This window comes from Streptomyces sp. NBC_00986 (genome assembly GCF_045162565.1).
In the GTDB taxonomy this organism is placed as follows: Bacteria; Actinomycetota; Actinomycetes; order Streptomycetales; family Streptomycetaceae; genus Streptomyces.
Genome location: NZ_CP108733.1, coordinates 1,098,852 through 1,116,093, shown reverse-complemented (window position 1 = coordinate 1,116,093; position 17,242 = coordinate 1,098,852). Strand labels below are relative to the sequence as shown.

The following is a 17,242-nucleotide window of genomic DNA, read 5'->3' as shown; positions in this document are numbered from 1 at the left end:
ACCTTGGTTAATCTGCACGGGTGACTGTCGACCTGACCCTGCTGCCGCGTGTCGCCCATCGAAGACAGGAGGTCACCGCGCCCCGTCTCCGCGGTCTCCTCGCGTTGCTCGCGGGTGACCTGCGCACCGGCTGCAGCACCGAGCGGCTGGTGGAGGGTCTGTGGCCGGACGAGTTGCCGGAGCGGCCGGGGAAGGCGCTGCAAGTCCTCGTGTCCAGGGCGCGGGCACAGCTCGGCGCGGACCTCATCGTCAGCACACCGACCGGATACCGGCTCGCCCTCGCCGAGGACCAGGTCGACAGCTCCGCCCTGCTGCTGCACGCCGCCGCTTGCGCGGACCGGGCCAGGGCCGGGGACCACGCGGGTTCGCTGGCCGCGGCCGAGGCCGGGCTCGCGCTGTGGGAAGGCACTCCTGACCAGGGCATCGACACCGACGACCCCGTCGCCGCGCTGCGCGCCGAGCGCGCGCCCGTCCGCGACACGCTCGTCCGCGCACAGGCGCTCGCGCTCGCCCGCCTCGGCCGGCACGCGGAGGCCGCCGGACCACTGGCCGCGGCCGCCGCAGCGCATCCGCGGGACGAGGAGGTGCTCGGTGAGCTGCTGAGGGGCGAGGCCGCGACGGCCGGCCCCTCCGCCGCGCTGACCCGGTACGAGGCGTACCGCCGTGAGCTGCGCGACGAACTCGGCACCGACCCGGGCGCCGGACTCAGGGCCGTACAACAGGAGTTGCTGCGCGGCGAGGCGCCCGTGGCCAGGCACGGTGTGCCGCACGAGCCGAACCCGTTGCTCGGCCGGGACGAGGACATCGCGGCGGTGGAACGGCTGTTGCGCGTCTCGCGTGCCGTCACCGTCGTAGGACCCGGCGGCCTCGGCAAGACCCGGCTCGCGCACGCCGTCAGCCGGCGGGCCGAGCAGCGCGTGGTGTACTTCGTGCCGCTCGCCGGTGTCACCGAGGACGCGGACGTGGCCGCGGAGGTCGCCTCCGCGCTCGGCGCCGGTGCCCTGAACGGGCCCGCCTCGGCCGACCCGGTGTCCGGCATCCTCGGCGTGCTCGGCTCCGGGCCCGCGCTGCTGGTCCTCGACAACTGCGAGCAGATCATCCGGGGCGCGGCCGACCTCGTACAGGCACTGGTGTCCTCCTCCAAGGACCTGCGGGTGCTCGCCACCAGCCGCTCCCCGCTCGGCCTCACCTCGGAGGCGGTGTACGCGCTGCCGGAACTCGGTCTCGGTGTCTCGGTCGAGCTGTTCACGCAGCGGGCCCGGGCCGCCAGGAGCGGGGTGGAGCTGCCGCCGGACGCGGTGGCCGAGCTGTGCCGGCATCTCGACGGGCTGCCGCTCGCCGTGGAGTTGGCGGCTGCGCGGGTACGCGTCCTGTCGGTGCCGGACATCGCCCGCCGCCTCGGCGACCGGTTCGCGCTGCTGCGCGGCGGGGCGCGGGATGTGCCGGAGCGCCACCGCACCCTGCACGCGGTCGTGGAGTGGAGCTGGAATCTGCTCGCCGAGGACGCCAGGGCGGCGCTGCGCACGCTGTCCGTCTTCCCCGGCGGTTTCTCCGGCGAGGCGGCCGAACAGGTGCTGGGTGACGATGCGTTGCTCTTGCTGGAACAGTTGGCCGACCAGTCGCTGCTCACCGTCGCCGACACTCCGGTCGGCGTGCGGTTCCGCATGCTGGAGACCGTACGGGAGTTCAGCGCGGCCCGGCGTACCGAGGCGGGCGAGGACGAGGCGGCCGTGGACCAATTCCTCGTCTGGGCGCGGGAGTTCGGGGTCGAGCATCACGATGTGCTCTTCGGGTCGGACTCGCAGGCCGCGTGGGAGCGGATCAGGGCCGAGCAGGACAACCTCGTGGCGGCCCTGCGGTATGCGCTGGCCCGTGCGGACGGCCCCGCGACCGCTGCCGTGACCGCCGTCCTCGCCAGTCTGTGGTCGACCGGCACCGACTACCCCCGCCTCATCGCCCTCACCGAGGACACCGGACCGGCGCTGTCGCACTACCACCCGGCGCCCAGATACGTCGAAGTCGCCCGCACCGCCGCGGTGTTGGGCACGGTGACCGTGTTCATGGGCGCAGGCCCGCGCGCCGTACGCCAGCTGGTCACCCTCCGACGGCTGCCGCCGGCTCCGCCGACCTCGTTGATGCGCGCCACCGCGATCGTGCTGAGCGCGATCCCCGAGATACGGCGGCCCGACTACGACGTGCTGCGCAGACTGTGCGAAGGCGAAGGCGGCGAGGGGCCGTTGATCTCCGGTATCGCCGAGTGTGTGGCGTGCTACGTCTGGGAGTTCGAGCACGACATCGAGCGCGCGCTGGTCTCCGCTCGCCGAACGGTCGTAGGGCTGGCGCGAGTTGACAATCCGTCCGTGCAGCTCATGGTGCACTCGCGGTTGAGTGAGCTGTGTCTGCGGACCGGTCGGGGCGAGGAGGCGTACGAGCATCTCAAGGCGTCCCTCGTGGTGTTGCCGCGGCTCGGTGACGGGCACGACTACGTCGGTATCCGTTCGCTCCTCGTCCTCGCCTGTCTCCAGCGCGGTGACGCCGACGAGGCGGAGTACTGGCTACGGCAGGCGGAGAGCGACAACACCCCTCCGGAGGACGACTTCTACCGGCCCGATCTCGGAGGACGCGCCGAGATCGCGCTCGCCCGCGGGCTGACGGAGGTCGGACTCGGCCTGTGGCGCGGCGCCGTGGAGCGCATGCTCGCGGCCGGCGCGCTGCGTGACGAGGATGCCTGGCTCGATCCGTGGGCGTTCATGGTGCAGGCGGTGGCCGTGACGGCCCACGCACGTGCTGGACGGCTCGCGCTGGTCGAGGAGTTGGTCGACCGGCTGCGCCGACGGCTGCGGACGCTGCTCGCCGGACCGGTCGGCTCGCCCTCCCAACTCCCCTTGCTCGGGACGATGTTGCACGCCCTCGGCATGGTGGGGCTCGCGTCCGGCGAAGGAGACGAAGGCGCCGTACGGATGATCGCGTTGGCCGAACGGCTGGGCGTGCTACGGGAGTTCCAACCCACGATGTCGGCGGATCTCGCCCGGCAGGCGGCCGAGGACGCCGACGGGGCGGCGTACGCCGACGCGGTGTCGGAGTACGCCGCCCTGGGGCGGGACGAGTTGCGGGAGGCGGCCCGCGCTGTCATGGCGACTACTTCGGGTCGCGGTTGAACGCGGCCGTGGACCAGCGGTAGCCCAGCACGGTCAGGCCGACGCACCAGGCGAGCGCGATCCACCAGTTGTTGCCGATCTCGGTGCCGAGCAGCAGACCGCGCAGGGTCTCGATGGCCGGGGTGAACGGCTGGTACTCGGCGATGGGCTGGAACCAGCCCGGCATGGTGTCGGCCGGGATGAACGCACTGGAGATCAGCGGGAGGAGGATCAGCGGCTGAGCGCTGTTGGCGGCCGCCTCGGCGTTCGGGCTGGCCATGCCCATCCCGACCGCGATCCAGGTGAGTGCCAGGGAGAACAGCGCGAGCAGCCCGAAGGCCGCCAGCCACTCCAGCGCCGTGGCGTCCGTGGACCGGAAACCGATGGCCACGGCGACGGCACCGACGAGGACCACGCTGGCGACGCACTGGATCACACTGCCGACGACGTGCCCGACGAGCACCGACCCGCGGTGGATCGCCATGGTCCGGAAGCGGGCGATGATGCCCTCGTTCATGTCGGTGGCGACGGACACCGCGGTCCCGATCACGGTGCCGCCGATGGTCATCATCAGGATGCCCGGGACGAGGTACGCGACGTAGTCGGAGCGGTCCGCACCGCCGATGCCCGCGCTCAGCACATCGCCGAAGATGTAGACGAAGAGCAGCAACAGCATGATCGGCGTGAGCAGCAGGTTCAGGGTGAGGGACGGGTAGCGCCGTACGTGCAGCAGGTTGCGGCGCAGCATCGTGGACGAGTCGCGGACGGCGAGGGAGAGGGTGCTCATCGGACGTTCTCCTTGGGCTGGTTGGGCACGCTGGGCTGGTGGGCGACCTTGGCGCCGCCGGTCAGGGCGAAGAACACGTCGTCGAGGTCGGGGGTGTGCACGGTCAGCTCGTCCGCCTCGATGCCGGCGGCGTCCAACCAGTCGAGGATGGCGCGCAGTTCGCGCTGGCTGCCCCCGCTGGGGATCTGCAGTGACAGCGTCTCGTCGAACCGGGTGACCTCGCGCAGGGCCGTCGCGGCGGACTGGTAGGCGTTCGGGTCGGTGAAGCTCAGCCGTACGTGTCCGCCGGGGACGAGCCGCTTCAACTCCTCGGCGCTGCCCTCGGCGGCGAGCTTGCCGTCGTTCAACACCGCGATGTGGTCGGCGAGTTCATCGGCCTCGTCCAGGTACTGGGTGGTGAGGAAGACGGTCGTACCGCCCGAGACGAGTTCCCGGATGATGCCCCACATGTTGTGCCGGCTGCGGGGGTCGAGTCCGGTGGTCGGTTCGTCGAGGAAGATGATCCGGGGGCTACCGACCAGGGTCATGGCGAGGTCGAGTCGGCGCTTCATACCGCCGGAGTAGGTGGACGCGGGCTTCTTCGCGGCCTCGGTGAGGTCGAAGCGCTCAAGCAGCTCGGCGGCGAACCGGCGTCCGTCCTGCTTGGACAGGTGGTGCAGGTCCGCCATGAGGAGCATGTTCTCCTCGCCGGTGATCAGGCCGTCGACGGCGGAGAACTGCCCGGTGACGCCGATCGCGGCCCGTACGGCCTGCGGGTCGGTGGCCAGGTCGTGGCCGCCGACCCGCAGCTCGCCGGCGTCGGCGGTGACGAGCGTGGAGAGGATCTTGACTGCGGTGGTCTTGCCGGCGCCGTTCGGACCGAGCAGGGAGAAGACGGTACCGGCCGGGACGGCCAGGTCGATGCCGTCGAGCACCGTCTTGTCCCCGTAGGCCTTGCGCAGCCCGGTGGCTGAGATCGCGAGTTCGTGGGTCGTTGTCGTCATGCCGCAGAGCTTGCGGGCAGGCGCATTCAGCCCGGTTTCACAGTGGTTTCAGTGCCCTGGAACCCGCGGGTTCGCCGACAGGGAGCACGGGCGGAGCCGCGCCGATAAGCTGATGGTGCTCGGCACATCAGCGCGCACCCAGCCGGAACTCCAACCGCAGCACAGGAGGAATCATGGCCGGACAGTTCGAGGCGACAGCCGAGGTCAACCGCCCCGTCGAGGAAGTCTTCGCCTTCCTCGCCGAGGGCACGAACGACCCCAAGTTCAGCCCGAGGGTCCAGGAGATCACCAAGACTCCGGAGGGCCCGACGGCCGTGGGCACCGTCTTCACCAGCACGGTCAAGGACGCCGGTATGAAGACGGGCCGCACGTTCAGGATCACCGAGTTCGAGGCCCCCCGTCGCATCCGCTGGACGGAGACCTCCAAGAACACCGTGACGGCGGACGAAGGTGGCTACGACCTCGAAGCCACCGGTCCGGGCACGACCAAGGTGCGGATCTACAACGTCCTCGAAGGCCACGGCCTCGGCAAGCTCCTGGTGGGCTTCGCCCTGGGCGCGGCCCGCAAGGACGCGCCCGCTTTCGGGCAACGCATCAAGACGGCGGTGGAGGCGTCCTGACGGACCGACACCTGGGAAGCCCGGCGACTAACTCGCCGTCGACGGGCCGCTGTTGTATGCCTCCACCTCCAGGAGCGGACGACCTGAGGCCAGGGCCCGGGTCGGCCAGGACAGGGTGACGGACTGGGACTCGTCGGGCAGCAGCCACAGGTAGTTGTGGCTGTACAGCGTCGGCAGCACGCGATGGCCGGTCGCGCCGTCCTTCAGCGAGAGGCGGACCATCGTGGCCACGGCCGGGCCGTGATTGCGGACGGTGGCGGTCAGTTCGGTACGGGTCCCGGAACGGGACACGCGCCCGAGCGTCGCGGAGACCTTCGTCCGCGCCGCCTTGCCCAGAGCCCGCATGGCGGCCGGTGTGCGATAGCGCCAGTACGTGTTGCGCGACAGGACCCGGCCGTCGCCGCCGGTCAGGGTCAGGCGGAGGAGATGCAGGTCCGGCAGGTCATCGGCCCAGGCCGTGGTGAACGCCTTCGTGGTCGCGGCCGGTGCCACGTCCAGTCGGGCGCTCTTGGTCCCGCCGAGCCGGCGACCCGTCAGATCGATCAACTGCGCTGAGACCACGGCGTTCTTCAGGTGGCCGCGCGTGTGGTTGACCGCGATGACCTGCCCCTCTGGATCGGCCTGGACATGCAGGGGCTCGCAGGCCGAACGGGCGCCGTAGTACGTGCCGTTGACGTCGAAGTCGTAGTCGTACGTCTGCCAGACCGTGCTGTGCCACGCGGGGTGGGACATCCACAGCATCAGACCGCTGGCGTTGTCCCAGAGGTTCGCGTTCCAGGCCTCGAACATGGCGCGTGTGTTCTCGTAGTTGACGAACTGGGCCTTGCGGGCAAAGTCGTCCAGGCCGGTGGCCGTTCCCAGGCGCGCTTCCACGGCCGCCTTGTACGTCTGCGGTGCCTGGTTCCCGTGCTCGCTCCAGTCGTGGTAATACCAGGCGCCGCGAATCGGCCACTCCGGCTCGTCGCCCGTCAAGTTGCGCATGCTGGCGGCGGTGGAGACGACAGGCATGCCGATCTCGGTGTGGAAGCCGAAGTCCTTGCTGCCGTAGGTGGCCGGGTCGAAGTACTTCTCCGGTTCCACCCAGCCGTAGGGTCCGCCGCCGGTGATGATGCCGCCGGCCGAGTTGTTCTGGTAGAGGATGCCGGGGGCCTGTCCCTCCACGGCCTCGCGCATGCCCTGGTCGATGGCGGCGGGCGGGTTGCCCTCGTTGGCGCCGCACCAGATGACCACGCTGGGGTGGATGCGGTAGCGCAGGACGGTGTCCCGGGCGATCGAGTTGAAGGCGTCGTGGTCCGGCGGGTCCATGCCCCACGCGTTGGGGAAGTCGTTCCACACCAGGATCCCGTGCTCGTCGCAGGCGGCGAAGAACTCCTCCCGGTCGGACGTGCCCACCCAGTTGCGGATCATGGTGAAGTTCATGTCGCGGTGCATCCGCACGGCCGCGTCCATCCGCTCCGGCGGCATCCGGCGCAGCAGTTCGTCCCAGCCCCAGTTGCCGCCGCGGGCCAGGACCCGCACCCCGTTCACGCTGATCTTCAGCGGGTCGGGGGTGTTGGACACCGACTTCACATCGGTCCAGGTGTCCGCGTCGTCCGACACCTGGATCACATAGGTCTTCGGGTAGGCCGACTCCCACAGGATGGCGACCCGGTCGAAACGTTGTGAGGCTCCGAGGTCGACCTGGATCCACTGGTGGTCCTCGTATTCCGAGGACCAACGCGTGCTCGTATCACCGTCGGTGGCGTGTGCGGCCGGGTGGTCGGGGTCCTCGGTGGACGCGGTGGTCTTCTGGTGCAGGGCCAGGTCGGTTGCGGGGGCGGTGCTGTCGACGACGCTGAGGGACCACAGGGAGTTGCCCCAACTGGTGTTGCGCAGCCCGCAGTTGATACGGACGTAGCGCGCGGTCCGGGCGGCGAAGTCCTCCACCTGCAGGCTCGCGTTGCCGTTGTTGAACGGCAGCGGAACCGCGCTGTTGTCCACCGACGCGGCATCGGTCCAGGTGGCGTTGTCGGAGGAGACCTGCACCAAGTAGGTCTTGGCGTACGCCTGTTCCCAGACCAGGTCGACCCCGTCGAAGGACTGGACGGACCCCAGGTCGACCCGGATCCACTGGTCGTCCTCGTAGGCCGAGGACCAGCGCGTGCCGGGATCGCCGTCGGTCACGTTGGCGGCGGCGTGGTCGTCCCCGTCCGTGCTCGAAGCGTCGGCCTGTGCGTGCAGGGCCAGGTCGGTGGCGGTCCGCGCGCTGTCGCGTACGGCCAGGGTCCACAGGGAGTAGCCCCAACCGGACGCTCGGGTAAGGAACTTGATGCGTACATACCGGGCCTGTTGCCGGTCGAACGTCACGGACTGCGTATACGCGTCACCGGAGTTGGCGAACGGCAGCGGCACCTCGTACGCGTAGCCGAACTGCCGGATGCCGAACCGGGTGGTGCGCCGGTCGCTCTCGGAGCCGTCGAGCGTCGCGGTGATGGTGAGCTTGTGGAGAGCCGGGTCGCCCAGTCCGTTGGGCCACCACAACTCCGGCTTGCTCAGTCGCAGTTGACCGAAGGCGTCAGGTGCGAACGTGACGTCGACGCTCTCGCCCGCCGGCACGGTGACGGCCTTGCTGACCCGCACGCCGTCGAAGGCCGCCGAGACCGTCGTCCTGTGGTCGGTGGTGTCGGCGTTGCGGACCGGTACGACGATCGTCAGCTCGGCGACCGACACCTGGGGCAGGTTCGGCAGCACGGTGTCGACGCGCGGGTCGCCGATCACGACATGGCCGGTCGATCTCAGCCGGACGTGGTTCCAGATGCCGGCGGCCCGGTCGCGTACCGCCGGCATCCAGTCCCAGCCCGAAGAGGCCAGGTAGGTGGGGGAGTTGAGGTTCATCTGGTTGGCACCGGCGTCCACCCAGGACTCGCCGGCGGGGCTCTTGTCGCCGGGGCTGCCGGGTACCGGCATGGGCGTGATCTTCACGGCGAGCGCGTTCGCCCCGGCCGTCGCGAGGAACTCGGTCACGTCGTGGGCCGAGCGGGCGAACGGGTAGGTCAGGCCGCCCACTTGGCGACCGTTGAGCCAGATGTCGGCCGTGTGGTTGATGCCGTCGAACTCCAGCCAGGTCCGGCGACCGGCCCCGGCGCGCAGGCCGCGCGGCAGCTCGAACTCCCGCCTGTACCACCACGAATGACGTGACAGGGCCTCGGGGATGTGGAGGTTGTTCAGTCCGGCCACGGGGTCGGGCAGCTTGCCTTGATCCACGAGTGAGGCGAGTACCGTGCCGGGGACGGTTGCCGGCAGCCAACCACTTGTGTCGACGGACGCCGTAGACAACTTCGCGCCGTCGGCGCCCGCCCAGTCGTCGAGCGTCAGCCGCCACCCCGACTCCACCGGAAATGTGCCGTCCTCGGCCACCGCCAGCTCGGGTGCCGGCCCGGACTGGGTGCCCCAGTCCGTCCAGCCCGTGGCCGACGGGCGGTGGCCCGCGACACTCCCGTAGACCTCGAAGCCGTTCAGGCCAAGGGGGTTGGGGTTGGAACGCCGGGTCGAGGTCAGTCGTACCCAGCGGGCGGTGACCGGGCGTGGGGGCTGGATGTTCACCACTCCGCCCGTGCCCGCCGTCGTGCGGTACACGCTGGTCCAGGTCGTGTGGTCGGTCGACGTCTCGACGACGTACTCGACCGAGTAACTCGACTGGATCTCCTTGCCTGTTGTGCCATCGGCCGGGTTGCCCGTGGTGGGAGGCGTGAACACCGGGTCGCTCGCGTCGGCCTCGAAGGTGAGGCGGATCGACGTGACCTTGCATGCGGCCTGCAGGTCGATCGCGATCCACTGCGGGTCGCCCGCCGCCGCTCGCCATCCGCTGCCGCGCACACCCGGCGAGGCGAGCCGGTCCACCACGAACGAACCCGGGGTGGGCGCGTAGGCCGTCGAGGAGACGGACACGGGGCGGTGGAGCGCGAGTTCGCCGGGTGTGCCGGGGGAGGAGGGCACGGTCGTCGAGCCGCTGTCGGCGGCGGTGGCGGCCGACATGGGCAGCAGGGAACCCAGCCCGAACCCCGCCAGCAGGGTGGAACCCGTGGTGACGACGGAGCGGCGCGACAGGCGTGGCGAACCCGATTGATCTGTCATGAGCGTGATGTCCCATCAAACGTCGGCGGCACTGACAACGTTGCCAAAGGCTGTGACGCGAGGGAAGCTGTGTCAACCCCTGATGCGGCGTTCTAATAAATTAGGAATTAAGATTGACAGGGTTTCGCTCCCGCGCCACAGTCGTCGCCGTGACGCCGGAAGCCCCTGTCGCAGTGCGGCCCGGGTCACGTCCTCCTGCTTCCCAACCCTCGGGAGAGGCAAGTGACTTCACATCCGCAGGTCCGCACACCCGCGGCTTCGAGACGGACGCGCCGCGCCACCGTCGTCGCCATCGCGACCGTACTGGCGGCGACCGCCGCCCCGGTGGCCACGGCGCAGACCGGTGCCGACCAGGGCGCACCCGACTACTACGACAGCGGTCTCGCGCCGACGCCGTACATGGGCTGGAACACCTACTACGGTCTGGGCGCGCCCACGGAGCAGCAAGTGCGCTCCGTCGCCGACAAGCTGGTCAACAGCGGTCTGCGGGACGCCGGTTACGACATCGTGTGGCTCGACGGCGGCTGGCAGGCCGACAACCCACGCAATGCGAACGGGCAGTTGGTCGCCAATCCGGACCGATTCCCCTCCGGAATCCCCGCGTTGGTCTCCTACCTGCACAAGCGCGGTCTGAAGGCGGGCATCTACACCGACGCCGGCACCTACGACGGCGGCAAGAGCTGCGGGCTCGGCAGCAGGGGCCACTACGACGCGGACGCACGGCAGTTCGCCGGCTGGAAGATCGACGCGGTCAAGGTCGACTTCCTGTGCGGCATCGGCGCCAAGCTCGATCCGGGCCCGGCGTTCAAGGAGTTCAGCGACGCGGTCGCCAAGTCCGGCCGCAAGATGCTGCTGAACCTGTGCAACCCGCTCACCGACGACTGGGGCCTGCCGCACACACCCGAGCAGGACGCGCACAACACGTACGTCTACGCTCCGACGATCGCCGACTCCTGGCGCACCGGCACGGACATCGCCTGGGGCACCCCGAGCCCGGGGCAGTGGCCCAACATCCTGCGCAACATGGACGCCAACGCCTGGCACCCCGAGGCGCAGGGACCCGGGCACTACAACGACCCGGACTACCTCATCCCGATGCGTCAAATGACCGACGGCACGCTGGAGTTGACGCAGGAGGAGTCCACCACGCAGTACGTGATGTGGGCCGAGATGGGCTCGCCGCTCGTCCTGGGTTCCGACCCGCGCACGCTGACGGACTCGATGCTCGCGACCCTGCGCAACCCGGAGATCATCGCCGTCGACCAGGACCCCCTTGCCGTCCAGGGCGTACGCGTGGCCGGCGACTCCGTCGGCGACGTCTACAGCAAGGTTCTCACCGGTGACGGGCGACGCGCGGTCGTCCTGCTCAACCGGTCCGACCAACCCGCCCTGCGCACCGTGCAGTTCGCGGACGCCGGGCTCGGCGGCTCGGTCAAGGTCCGGGACCTGCGGGCTCGCGCCGACCGGGGCACGCACACCGGGTCGTACACCGTCGAGGTCCCGGCGCACGGCACCGCGCTCCTGAAGCTGACCGGGGCGGACGCTCTGCCCGGCACGAATCTGGGCCAGAAGACCACGGCGAGTCCGGCCGTCGTCCGGGACGGCAACTCGTTGACCACCTTCCTGCGCGGACCGCACGGCTCGCTCGTTCAGCAGACCGACGGCAGGACGCGCGACCTCGGCGGTCCCACGAAGGGCGAGATCCTCGGCCAGCCCGCCGCCTACGCCTCGGCCGGCGGCCGGATCGACGTCTTCGTACGCGGCGCCGACTCCCGGGTGTACCGGCGGGTCTACGTCGGCGGTCGCTGGGGCGCGTGGCAGAGCCTGGGCGGACGGGTGGCCGACGCGCCGTCGGTGGCGTTCACCGATCCCGCGCACTGGACGCTGTTCGCCACGGGCACGGACGGGCAGGTCGTGGAGCGCGGGCCGTCGACCGGCTGGACCTCGCTCGGCGCACCCGGTGGCAGGGCGGCGTACGGGCGGCCCTCCGCTGCCGTGGACGCTCAAGGGCGGGTGACGATCGCCGTGCGCAGCGCGGCCGACGACGTGTGGACGCGGTCCCGGGATGTGTCGGGGGAGTGGTCGCCGTGGGCGTCGGTCGGCGGGACCGTCAGCGGGAGCCCGACGCTGGTCGCCGTAGGGGATGCCGTGGTGCTCTACGCGCGGGCCGCCGACTACACGCTCTGGCAGCAGCGGTACGAGAGCGGTGCGTGGCAGGGCTGGACCAAGCAACTGGCGTTCCCCAGCGCGGCGTTCGACGGTGCGCTCGGGGCGGTGGCCGGGCCGGGTGGGGCGGTCGACGCGGTGTTCCGCGGAGTCGACGGCCATGTGCACCTGACCCAGTTCAACTAAATTAGTAATTATTCTTGACGTGGTGGGGACGCCACGTGAATCTGGAACCGCGTGCATCTGGATCCGCGCGGGATCCACAGGGAGCCATCCATGACGAACCATCAGCCAGACCGACGCCGATTCCTCGCGGGACTCGGTGCCGCGGGGACGGCTGCGCTGCTCAGCGGCTGTGTCACCTCGACCTCATCGAGCAAGAGTTCCTCGAAGGGTGCGGTGACCCTCCAGTCCAACCTCTCCGCCCCGCAGGCCAAAGCGGCGATGGAGGACCTCGTCGCCGCCTACGCCAAAAAGGGCTCCGACCGCGCGAGCCTCAACACGGTCGCCGCGGAGACCTTCCGCACCCAGCTGCCGACGTACCTCACCTCGGCCAACCCGCCGGACGTGTACACCTGGTACCCCGGCTCGGTGGCGGAGGCCTACGCCAAGAAGAACCTGCTGCTCGACCTCGATGACGCGTGGTCCTCGTCGCCCGACCTCAAGCGGTACTCCAAGGCGCTCAACTCGCTCTGCACGTCGACGAGTTCCGGCAAGAAGGTCTTCGTCCCCACCACCTACTACTGGTGGGGCATGTTCTACCGGAAGTCCAACTTCGCCAAGTGGGGCGTGAGCGAGCCGAAGAGCTGGGACGAGTTCCTCGACCTGTGCGACAAGCTCAAGAGCAAGGGCGTCACCCCCATCGGGCTGGGAGCCGGAGGCGGCACCGCCTGGGTGGCCTCGGCGTGGTTCGACTACCTCGACATCCGGATCAACGGCGCCGAGTACCACCGCCAACTCCTCGCGGGGAAGCACCGGTTCGACGACCCCGAGGTGCGCAAGGTCTTCGACCGCTGGCAGGAGGTGCTGCCGTACTTCGACCCGAACGGCGCCGCCGTCGCCTTCCAGGACGCGTCGACCTCCCTGCTCAACGGCCGCAGCGGCATGATGCTCATCGGCACCTTCTTCGCCGACGCGGCGCCCAAGAACGCCCTCGACGACGTCGACTTCTTCCGCTTCCCGGTCATCGACCCGAAGGTCCCGCTCGCCGAAGAGGCGCCCACCGACGGCTACTTCGCCAGCGCCCGGACCGGCCGGCACGACCAGGTGATCGACCTGATGAAGTACCTCGCGACCGCCGAGGCCCAGGAGATCTACATCAAGGGCTCCTCCGGGACCGTCCTGCCCTGCAACCCCGCCGCGAAGGACGCCGGCACCGCGCTGGTGAAGAAGGGCCGCGAGCACGTCGATTCGGCCGTCGAGATCACCCAGTTCTTCAACCGGGACTCCAGCGACGCCCTCCAGCCCACCACGGACAACGCGTTGACCAAGTTCCTGGCCAAGCCCAAGTCGATCGGGAGCATCCTCACCGACTGGCAGCGCGACGCCGAGAAGATCTGGAACGCCTGACATGGCCGTCCTGACCGCGCCCGACCGGAAGTCCCCGACCCGAACGCCCGCCACGGGCAAGCGGGTTCGGGGCCCCCGGCGCACATCCCCGCTGGTGCTCGCGTTCGTCCTCGTCCCGCTTCTCGTCGAGGCGGTGTGGGTGTTCTGGCCCGCCGTGCAGGGCTTCTACCTCGCCCTCACCGACTGGGACGGCGTCTCCCCACCGCGGTTCGTCGGCCTGGGCAACTTCCGGGAGATGGCCCACGACGACGTCTTCCGCAGCGCGGCCGGCCACACCGTCCTGTGGCTCGTCCTTTTCGGCGGTCTGTCCGCCCTGCTCGGCCTCGCCGCCGCACTCCTCCTCCAACAGGAACGGCGCGGCGTGGGCTTCTACCGCGCGGCCCTGTTCCTGCCGGTCGTCTTCTCCCTCGTCGCCACCGCCCTGGTCTGGCAGGCGATCTATCAGCCCGACGGTGTCCTCAACCAACTCCTGCAGTCCGTAGGCCTCGGCAGCCTCCGCCACGCCTGGCTCGCCGACCAGGACACCGCCCTCTACGCCGTGATCGTGCCCGCGCTCTGGCGCCAGATCGGCTACGTCATGGTCCTCTACCTGGCCGGCCTCAAGGGCATCGACCCTGCCCTGTTCGAGGCCGCCAAGGTCGACGGCGCCAGCGCCTGGCAGCGCCTCCGACACGTCACCCTGCCCCAACTCCGCAGTGTCAACGCGGTGGTTCTGTCGGTCATCGTCATCGACTCGCTGCGCTCCTTCGACGTCGTGTGGTCCCTGACCCGCGGCGGCCCCTACCACTCCTCCGAGCTGCTGAGCACCTACATGTACTCAACCGCCTTCCAGTCCCTGCGACTCGGCTACGGCTCCGCACTCGCCGTCGTCATCTTCGTACTGGCCTTCGGCGTCATCTGCTCCTACCTCGTCCGCGCGTTCCGGGAGGCCGACTGATGTCCGCCAACTCCACGGCCCTGCGTCGAAAGCGCGCCGCGACCGCCGGATTCCACCTGGGCGCGGGCGCGTTGGCGATCCTGTGGCTGCTGCCCATCGCCCTGGTCCTGGTGACCAGCCTGCGTTCCTTCGACGACATTGCCGCCCACGGCCTGGGCAGTTGGCCGCACTCCTTCACTCTCGGCAACTTCCGCCAGGCCTGGGTCGACGGCGGCCAACAGCGCGCCCTCGTCAACAGCCTGATCGTCACCATCCCCTGCGTCCTGATCACACTGGCCCTCGCCGCGATGGCCGCCTTCGCCCTCAGCCGCTACGAACTCCCCTTCCGTCGCTCCCTGTTGCTCCTCATGCTCGGCGGTAACCTCCTCCCGCCGCAGATCCTCCTCATCCCGGTGTCCAAGCTCAGCGAAGTGCTGGGCGTCTTCGACACCCTGCCCGCACTCATCGGCGTGCAGATCGGCTTCGGCGTCGGCTTCTACGTCTTCGTCCTGCACGGATTCATGCGGTCGATCCCGACGGAGATCCAGCAGGCGGCGGTCGTCGACGGCGCCGGCCCCTGGCAGATCTTCTGGCGCATCATCCTCCCGCTGACCCGCCCCGCCCTGGCCGCGCTCAGCGCCCTGTCCTTCACCTGGATCTTCAACGACCTGCTCTGGGCGATCACCGTGCTGCGCAGCGACACCAAGATGCCGATCACCGCCGCCCTCATCGGACTTCAGGGTCAGTACGTGTCGATGTGGAACGTCATCGCGGCCGGTTCCGTGATCGCCGCCGCGCCCACGGTCGCCGTGTTCCTGCGCTTCCAGCGGCACTTCGTGGCCGGTCTCAACCTCGGGGCGGTCAAGTGACGTACCAGCGCTGGACCTTGCGCACGGAGAACACCAGCTACACCGTGCGCCTGTCACCGGACGGCCCCTGGGCCGAGCTCGACGCATGGGGCCCGCTCGGCGTCGAGGACGGTCCCTCGGCCCTGGACTGGTCGAGGCGCACGCACTTCATCACACCCGCCGACGCGGCGCCGGCCGAGTATCTGCCGTACGGGCTACGGCCGTTCACCGGATCCGAGCTGGTGGCGTCCCGTCCGAACGGGGACGAACGGGGCGTGTGGTGGGAGTTCGCCGAGGCCGAAGAGGACGAGGGCGCGCTACGACTCGCCTTCCACGACGAGCAGTTGGGCCTCCGTACCGTCCTTCACTACGAGACCGTGCCGGGCACGGACGTGATCCTCCGCTGGACGGAGTTCACCGCCACCGACGAACTCCGGCTGGAGCGGCTCGACTCGGCCGCCGTGAACATCCCCGTCACCGGCGTCGCCCGCCTGACGTACCTCACGGGTCAGTGGTCGCAGGAGTTCCAGCGCACCCGACTCGACCTTCCCAGAGGCACGTTCAGCATCGGCAGCCTGCAAGGCGTACCGGGACACGCGTACGCGCCCTGGCTCGCGGTGCAGGACGGCGAGTCGCCGGCCGCGTACGGCATCGCCCTCGCCTGGCCCGGCAACTGGCACATCACGGCGGAGGCCGAACCCGGCGGTTCCGTGCGGGTGCGAGCGGGCCGCGTGCCGCACGAGGGCGCGGTGCTGCTGGGCTCCGGCGAGACCCTCGCCACCCCCCAACTCGCCTGCGCCTTCAGCCCGGAGGGCCTCGACGGACTCTCCCGCGTCTGGCACCGCTACGAACGGCACCTCACCGGCGAACGCCTGCACCGCCCCCGCAAGGTCCTCTACAACTCCTGGGAAGCCACGGGCTTCGATGCCGACGCGGCCGGGCAACTGGAGTTGGCGAAGACGGCCGCCGACATCGGGGCCGAGCTGTTCGTCGTGGACGACGGCTGGTTCACCGGGCGCGCCGACGACACCGGGGGACTCGGCGACTGGTGGCCGGATCCGGCCGCCTTCCCGCAGGGCTTCGACCAATTCATCGCGGACGTAAGGGCGTTGGGCCTGGACTTCGGCCTGTGGGTCGAACCCGAGGCCGTCAGCCCCGGGAGCCGTCTGTACGCCGAACACCCCGAGTGGGTCTACCGGATCGAGGGCCGCCCCGGCCGACTCGTCCGCAACGAGCTCCTCCTCGACCTCGGCCGGACCGACGTCCAGGACTTCGTGATCGGGACGCTCGACCGGCTGCTCGGCACGTACGACATCAGCTACCTGAAGTGGGACATGAACCGTCCGCCCACCGAGCGGGGCCGTCCCGGTGCCGGCCGCGTCGACCTCGACGGCGAGCATGTCGCCGGATACCTCCGCGTTCTCGACCACCTTCGTTCCGCCCACCCCGACGTCACCGTCGAGGGCTGTGCGGGCGGTGGCGGGCGGATCGAGCCTGCGACGATCGCGCGTACCGACGTGGTGTGGCCCAGCGACAACACCGCACCCTTGGACCGGCTTTCGATCCAGTACGGGTTCCTGCACGCGCATGCCCCGCACGTCATGAGCTCGTGGGTCACCGACGCACCTGGCGTCTTCGATCCGCGTCCGCGCAGTCTCGCCTTCCGTTTCGTCAACGCCATGTCCGGGGTGCTGGGCATCGGCGCCGACCTGCGCGCGTGGACGCCGGAGCAGCGGGCCGAGGCCGCCTGGTGGATCGGCCGGTACAAGGAGGTACGGGACGTGATCCACCATGGTGAGGCGCGGCTCATCGGGGCGCCGGAGGAGCCGAGTTGTGGGGTGCAGTACGACGCCGAGGGCTGTACGGTCGTCGCCGCGCTGAGCACCGGCCGTCTCGACGGCGCCCCGCTTCTACCGGGGCGGATGGACCGGCTCCGGTTGCGGGGACTCGAACCGTCCGCGCGTTACCGGGACACGGCGACCGGGACGTCGTACAGCGGAGCCCATCTGCTGCACTACGGGCTGCCGTTCGCGTGGAGTGCCGATCATGATGCGGACCTGGTCGTGCTGATGCGCGAGTGAGCCCCTTATGTTTCCAGCAGGC

The 17,242-nt window shown here is 70.0% G+C and carries 10 protein-coding genes; 7 read left to right on the top strand and 3 right to left on the bottom strand.

Annotation, left to right across the window (positions count from 1 at the left end; all coding sequences use genetic code 11):
- The first annotated feature begins 20 nt into the window (after positions 1-20).
- Positions 21-3,158: an ATP-binding protein gene (locus OG504_RS04900; RefSeq protein WP_405988574.1), complete on the top strand. Its 3,138-nt coding sequence runs from the start codon at positions 21-23 to the stop codon at positions 3,156-3,158.
- On the opposite strand, the gene OG504_RS04895 is transcribed toward OG504_RS04900, so the two are convergent.
- Together OG504_RS04895 and OG504_RS04890 are read right to left on the bottom strand one after the other, a co-directional pair.
- Positions 3,139-3,924 carry an ABC transporter permease gene (locus OG504_RS04895; RefSeq protein WP_405988573.1) on the bottom strand — a complete coding sequence of 262 codons (786 nt, stop codon included), beginning with the start codon at positions 3,922-3,924 and terminating at the stop codon, positions 3,139-3,141. The genes OG504_RS04900 and OG504_RS04895 overlap by 20 nt on opposite strands.
- Positions 3,921-4,907, bottom strand: coding sequence for an ATP-binding cassette domain-containing protein (locus OG504_RS04890; RefSeq protein ID WP_405988572.1), 987 nt, complete (start codon positions 4,905-4,907; stop codon positions 3,921-3,923). Before OG504_RS04890 ends, OG504_RS04895 begins: the two co-directional genes overlap by 4 nt.
- Positions 4,908-5,080: 173 nt before the next feature.
- Here OG504_RS04890 and OG504_RS04885 point away from each other — a divergent pair, with 173 nt between their 5' ends.
- The gene (locus OG504_RS04885) at positions 5,081-5,527 is read left to right on the top strand and encodes an SRPBCC family protein (RefSeq protein ID WP_405988571.1); all 447 of its coding nucleotides are present in this window, start codon (positions 5,081-5,083) and stop codon (positions 5,525-5,527) included.
- A gap of 27 nt (positions 5,528-5,554) precedes the next feature.
- On the opposite strand, the gene OG504_RS04880 is transcribed toward OG504_RS04885, so the two are convergent.
- Positions 5,555-9,640, bottom strand: coding sequence for a discoidin domain-containing protein (locus OG504_RS04880; RefSeq protein ID WP_405988570.1), 4,086 nt, complete (start codon positions 9,638-9,640; stop codon positions 5,555-5,557).
- A gap of 222 nt (positions 9,641-9,862) precedes the next feature.
- Between OG504_RS04880 and OG504_RS04875 the strand changes: the two genes are divergently transcribed.
- From OG504_RS04875 to OG504_RS04855, 5 genes are all read left to right on the top strand, one after another.
- Entirely contained in the window at positions 9,863-11,992 is a 2,130-nt protein-coding gene (locus OG504_RS04875; RefSeq protein WP_405988569.1) for a glycoside hydrolase family 27 protein, read from the top strand.
- Positions 11,993-12,082: 90 nt separating this feature from the next.
- A complete protein-coding gene (locus OG504_RS04870) occupies positions 12,083-13,375 on the top strand; it encodes an ABC transporter substrate-binding protein (protein WP_405988568.1) in 1,293 nt (430 codons plus the stop codon).
- Between the two features lies 1 nt (position 13,376).
- Complete coding sequence (locus OG504_RS04865) at positions 13,377-14,312, top strand: carbohydrate ABC transporter permease (protein ID WP_405988567.1); 936 nt, start codon at positions 13,377-13,379, stop codon at positions 14,310-14,312.
- On the top strand, positions 14,312-15,160 hold the full coding sequence (locus OG504_RS04860; protein WP_405988566.1) for a carbohydrate ABC transporter permease: 849 nt from the start codon (positions 14,312-14,314) through the stop codon (positions 15,158-15,160). Before OG504_RS04865 ends, OG504_RS04860 begins: the two co-directional genes overlap by 1 nt.
- Complete coding sequence (locus tag OG504_RS04855) at positions 15,157-17,220, top strand: alpha-galactosidase (RefSeq protein WP_405988565.1); 2,064 nt, start codon at positions 15,157-15,159, stop codon at positions 17,218-17,220. The genes OG504_RS04860 and OG504_RS04855 overlap by 4 nt, the downstream gene beginning before the upstream one ends.
- The last annotated feature ends 22 nt before the right edge of the window (positions 17,221-17,242 follow it).

What these genes read in the sequence shown, in the direction of transcription:
- OG504_RS04870 (WP_405988568.1), top strand. Translation starts at nt 12,083, where the DNA reads ATGACGAACCATCAGCCAGACCGACGCCGATTCCTCGCGGGACTCGGT.
- OG504_RS04895 (WP_405988573.1), bottom strand. Translation starts at nt 3,924, where the DNA reads ATGAGCACCCTCTCCCTCGCCGTCCGCGACTCGTCCACGATGCTGCGC.
- OG504_RS04865 (WP_405988567.1), top strand. Translation starts at nt 13,377, where the DNA reads ATGGCCGTCCTGACCGCGCCCGACCGGAAGTCCCCGACCCGAACGCCC.
- OG504_RS04860 (WP_405988566.1), top strand. Translation starts at nt 14,312, where the DNA reads ATGTCCGCCAACTCCACGGCCCTGCGTCGAAAGCGCGCCGCGACCGCC.
- OG504_RS04885 (WP_405988571.1), top strand. Translation starts at nt 5,081, where the DNA reads ATGGCCGGACAGTTCGAGGCGACAGCCGAGGTCAACCGCCCCGTCGAG.
- OG504_RS04890 (WP_405988572.1), bottom strand. Translation starts at nt 4,907, where the DNA reads ATGACGACAACGACCCACGAACTCGCGATCTCAGCCACCGGGCTGCGC.
- OG504_RS04880 (WP_405988570.1), bottom strand. Translation starts at nt 9,640, where the DNA reads ATGACAGATCAATCGGGTTCGCCACGCCTGTCGCGCCGCTCCGTCGTC.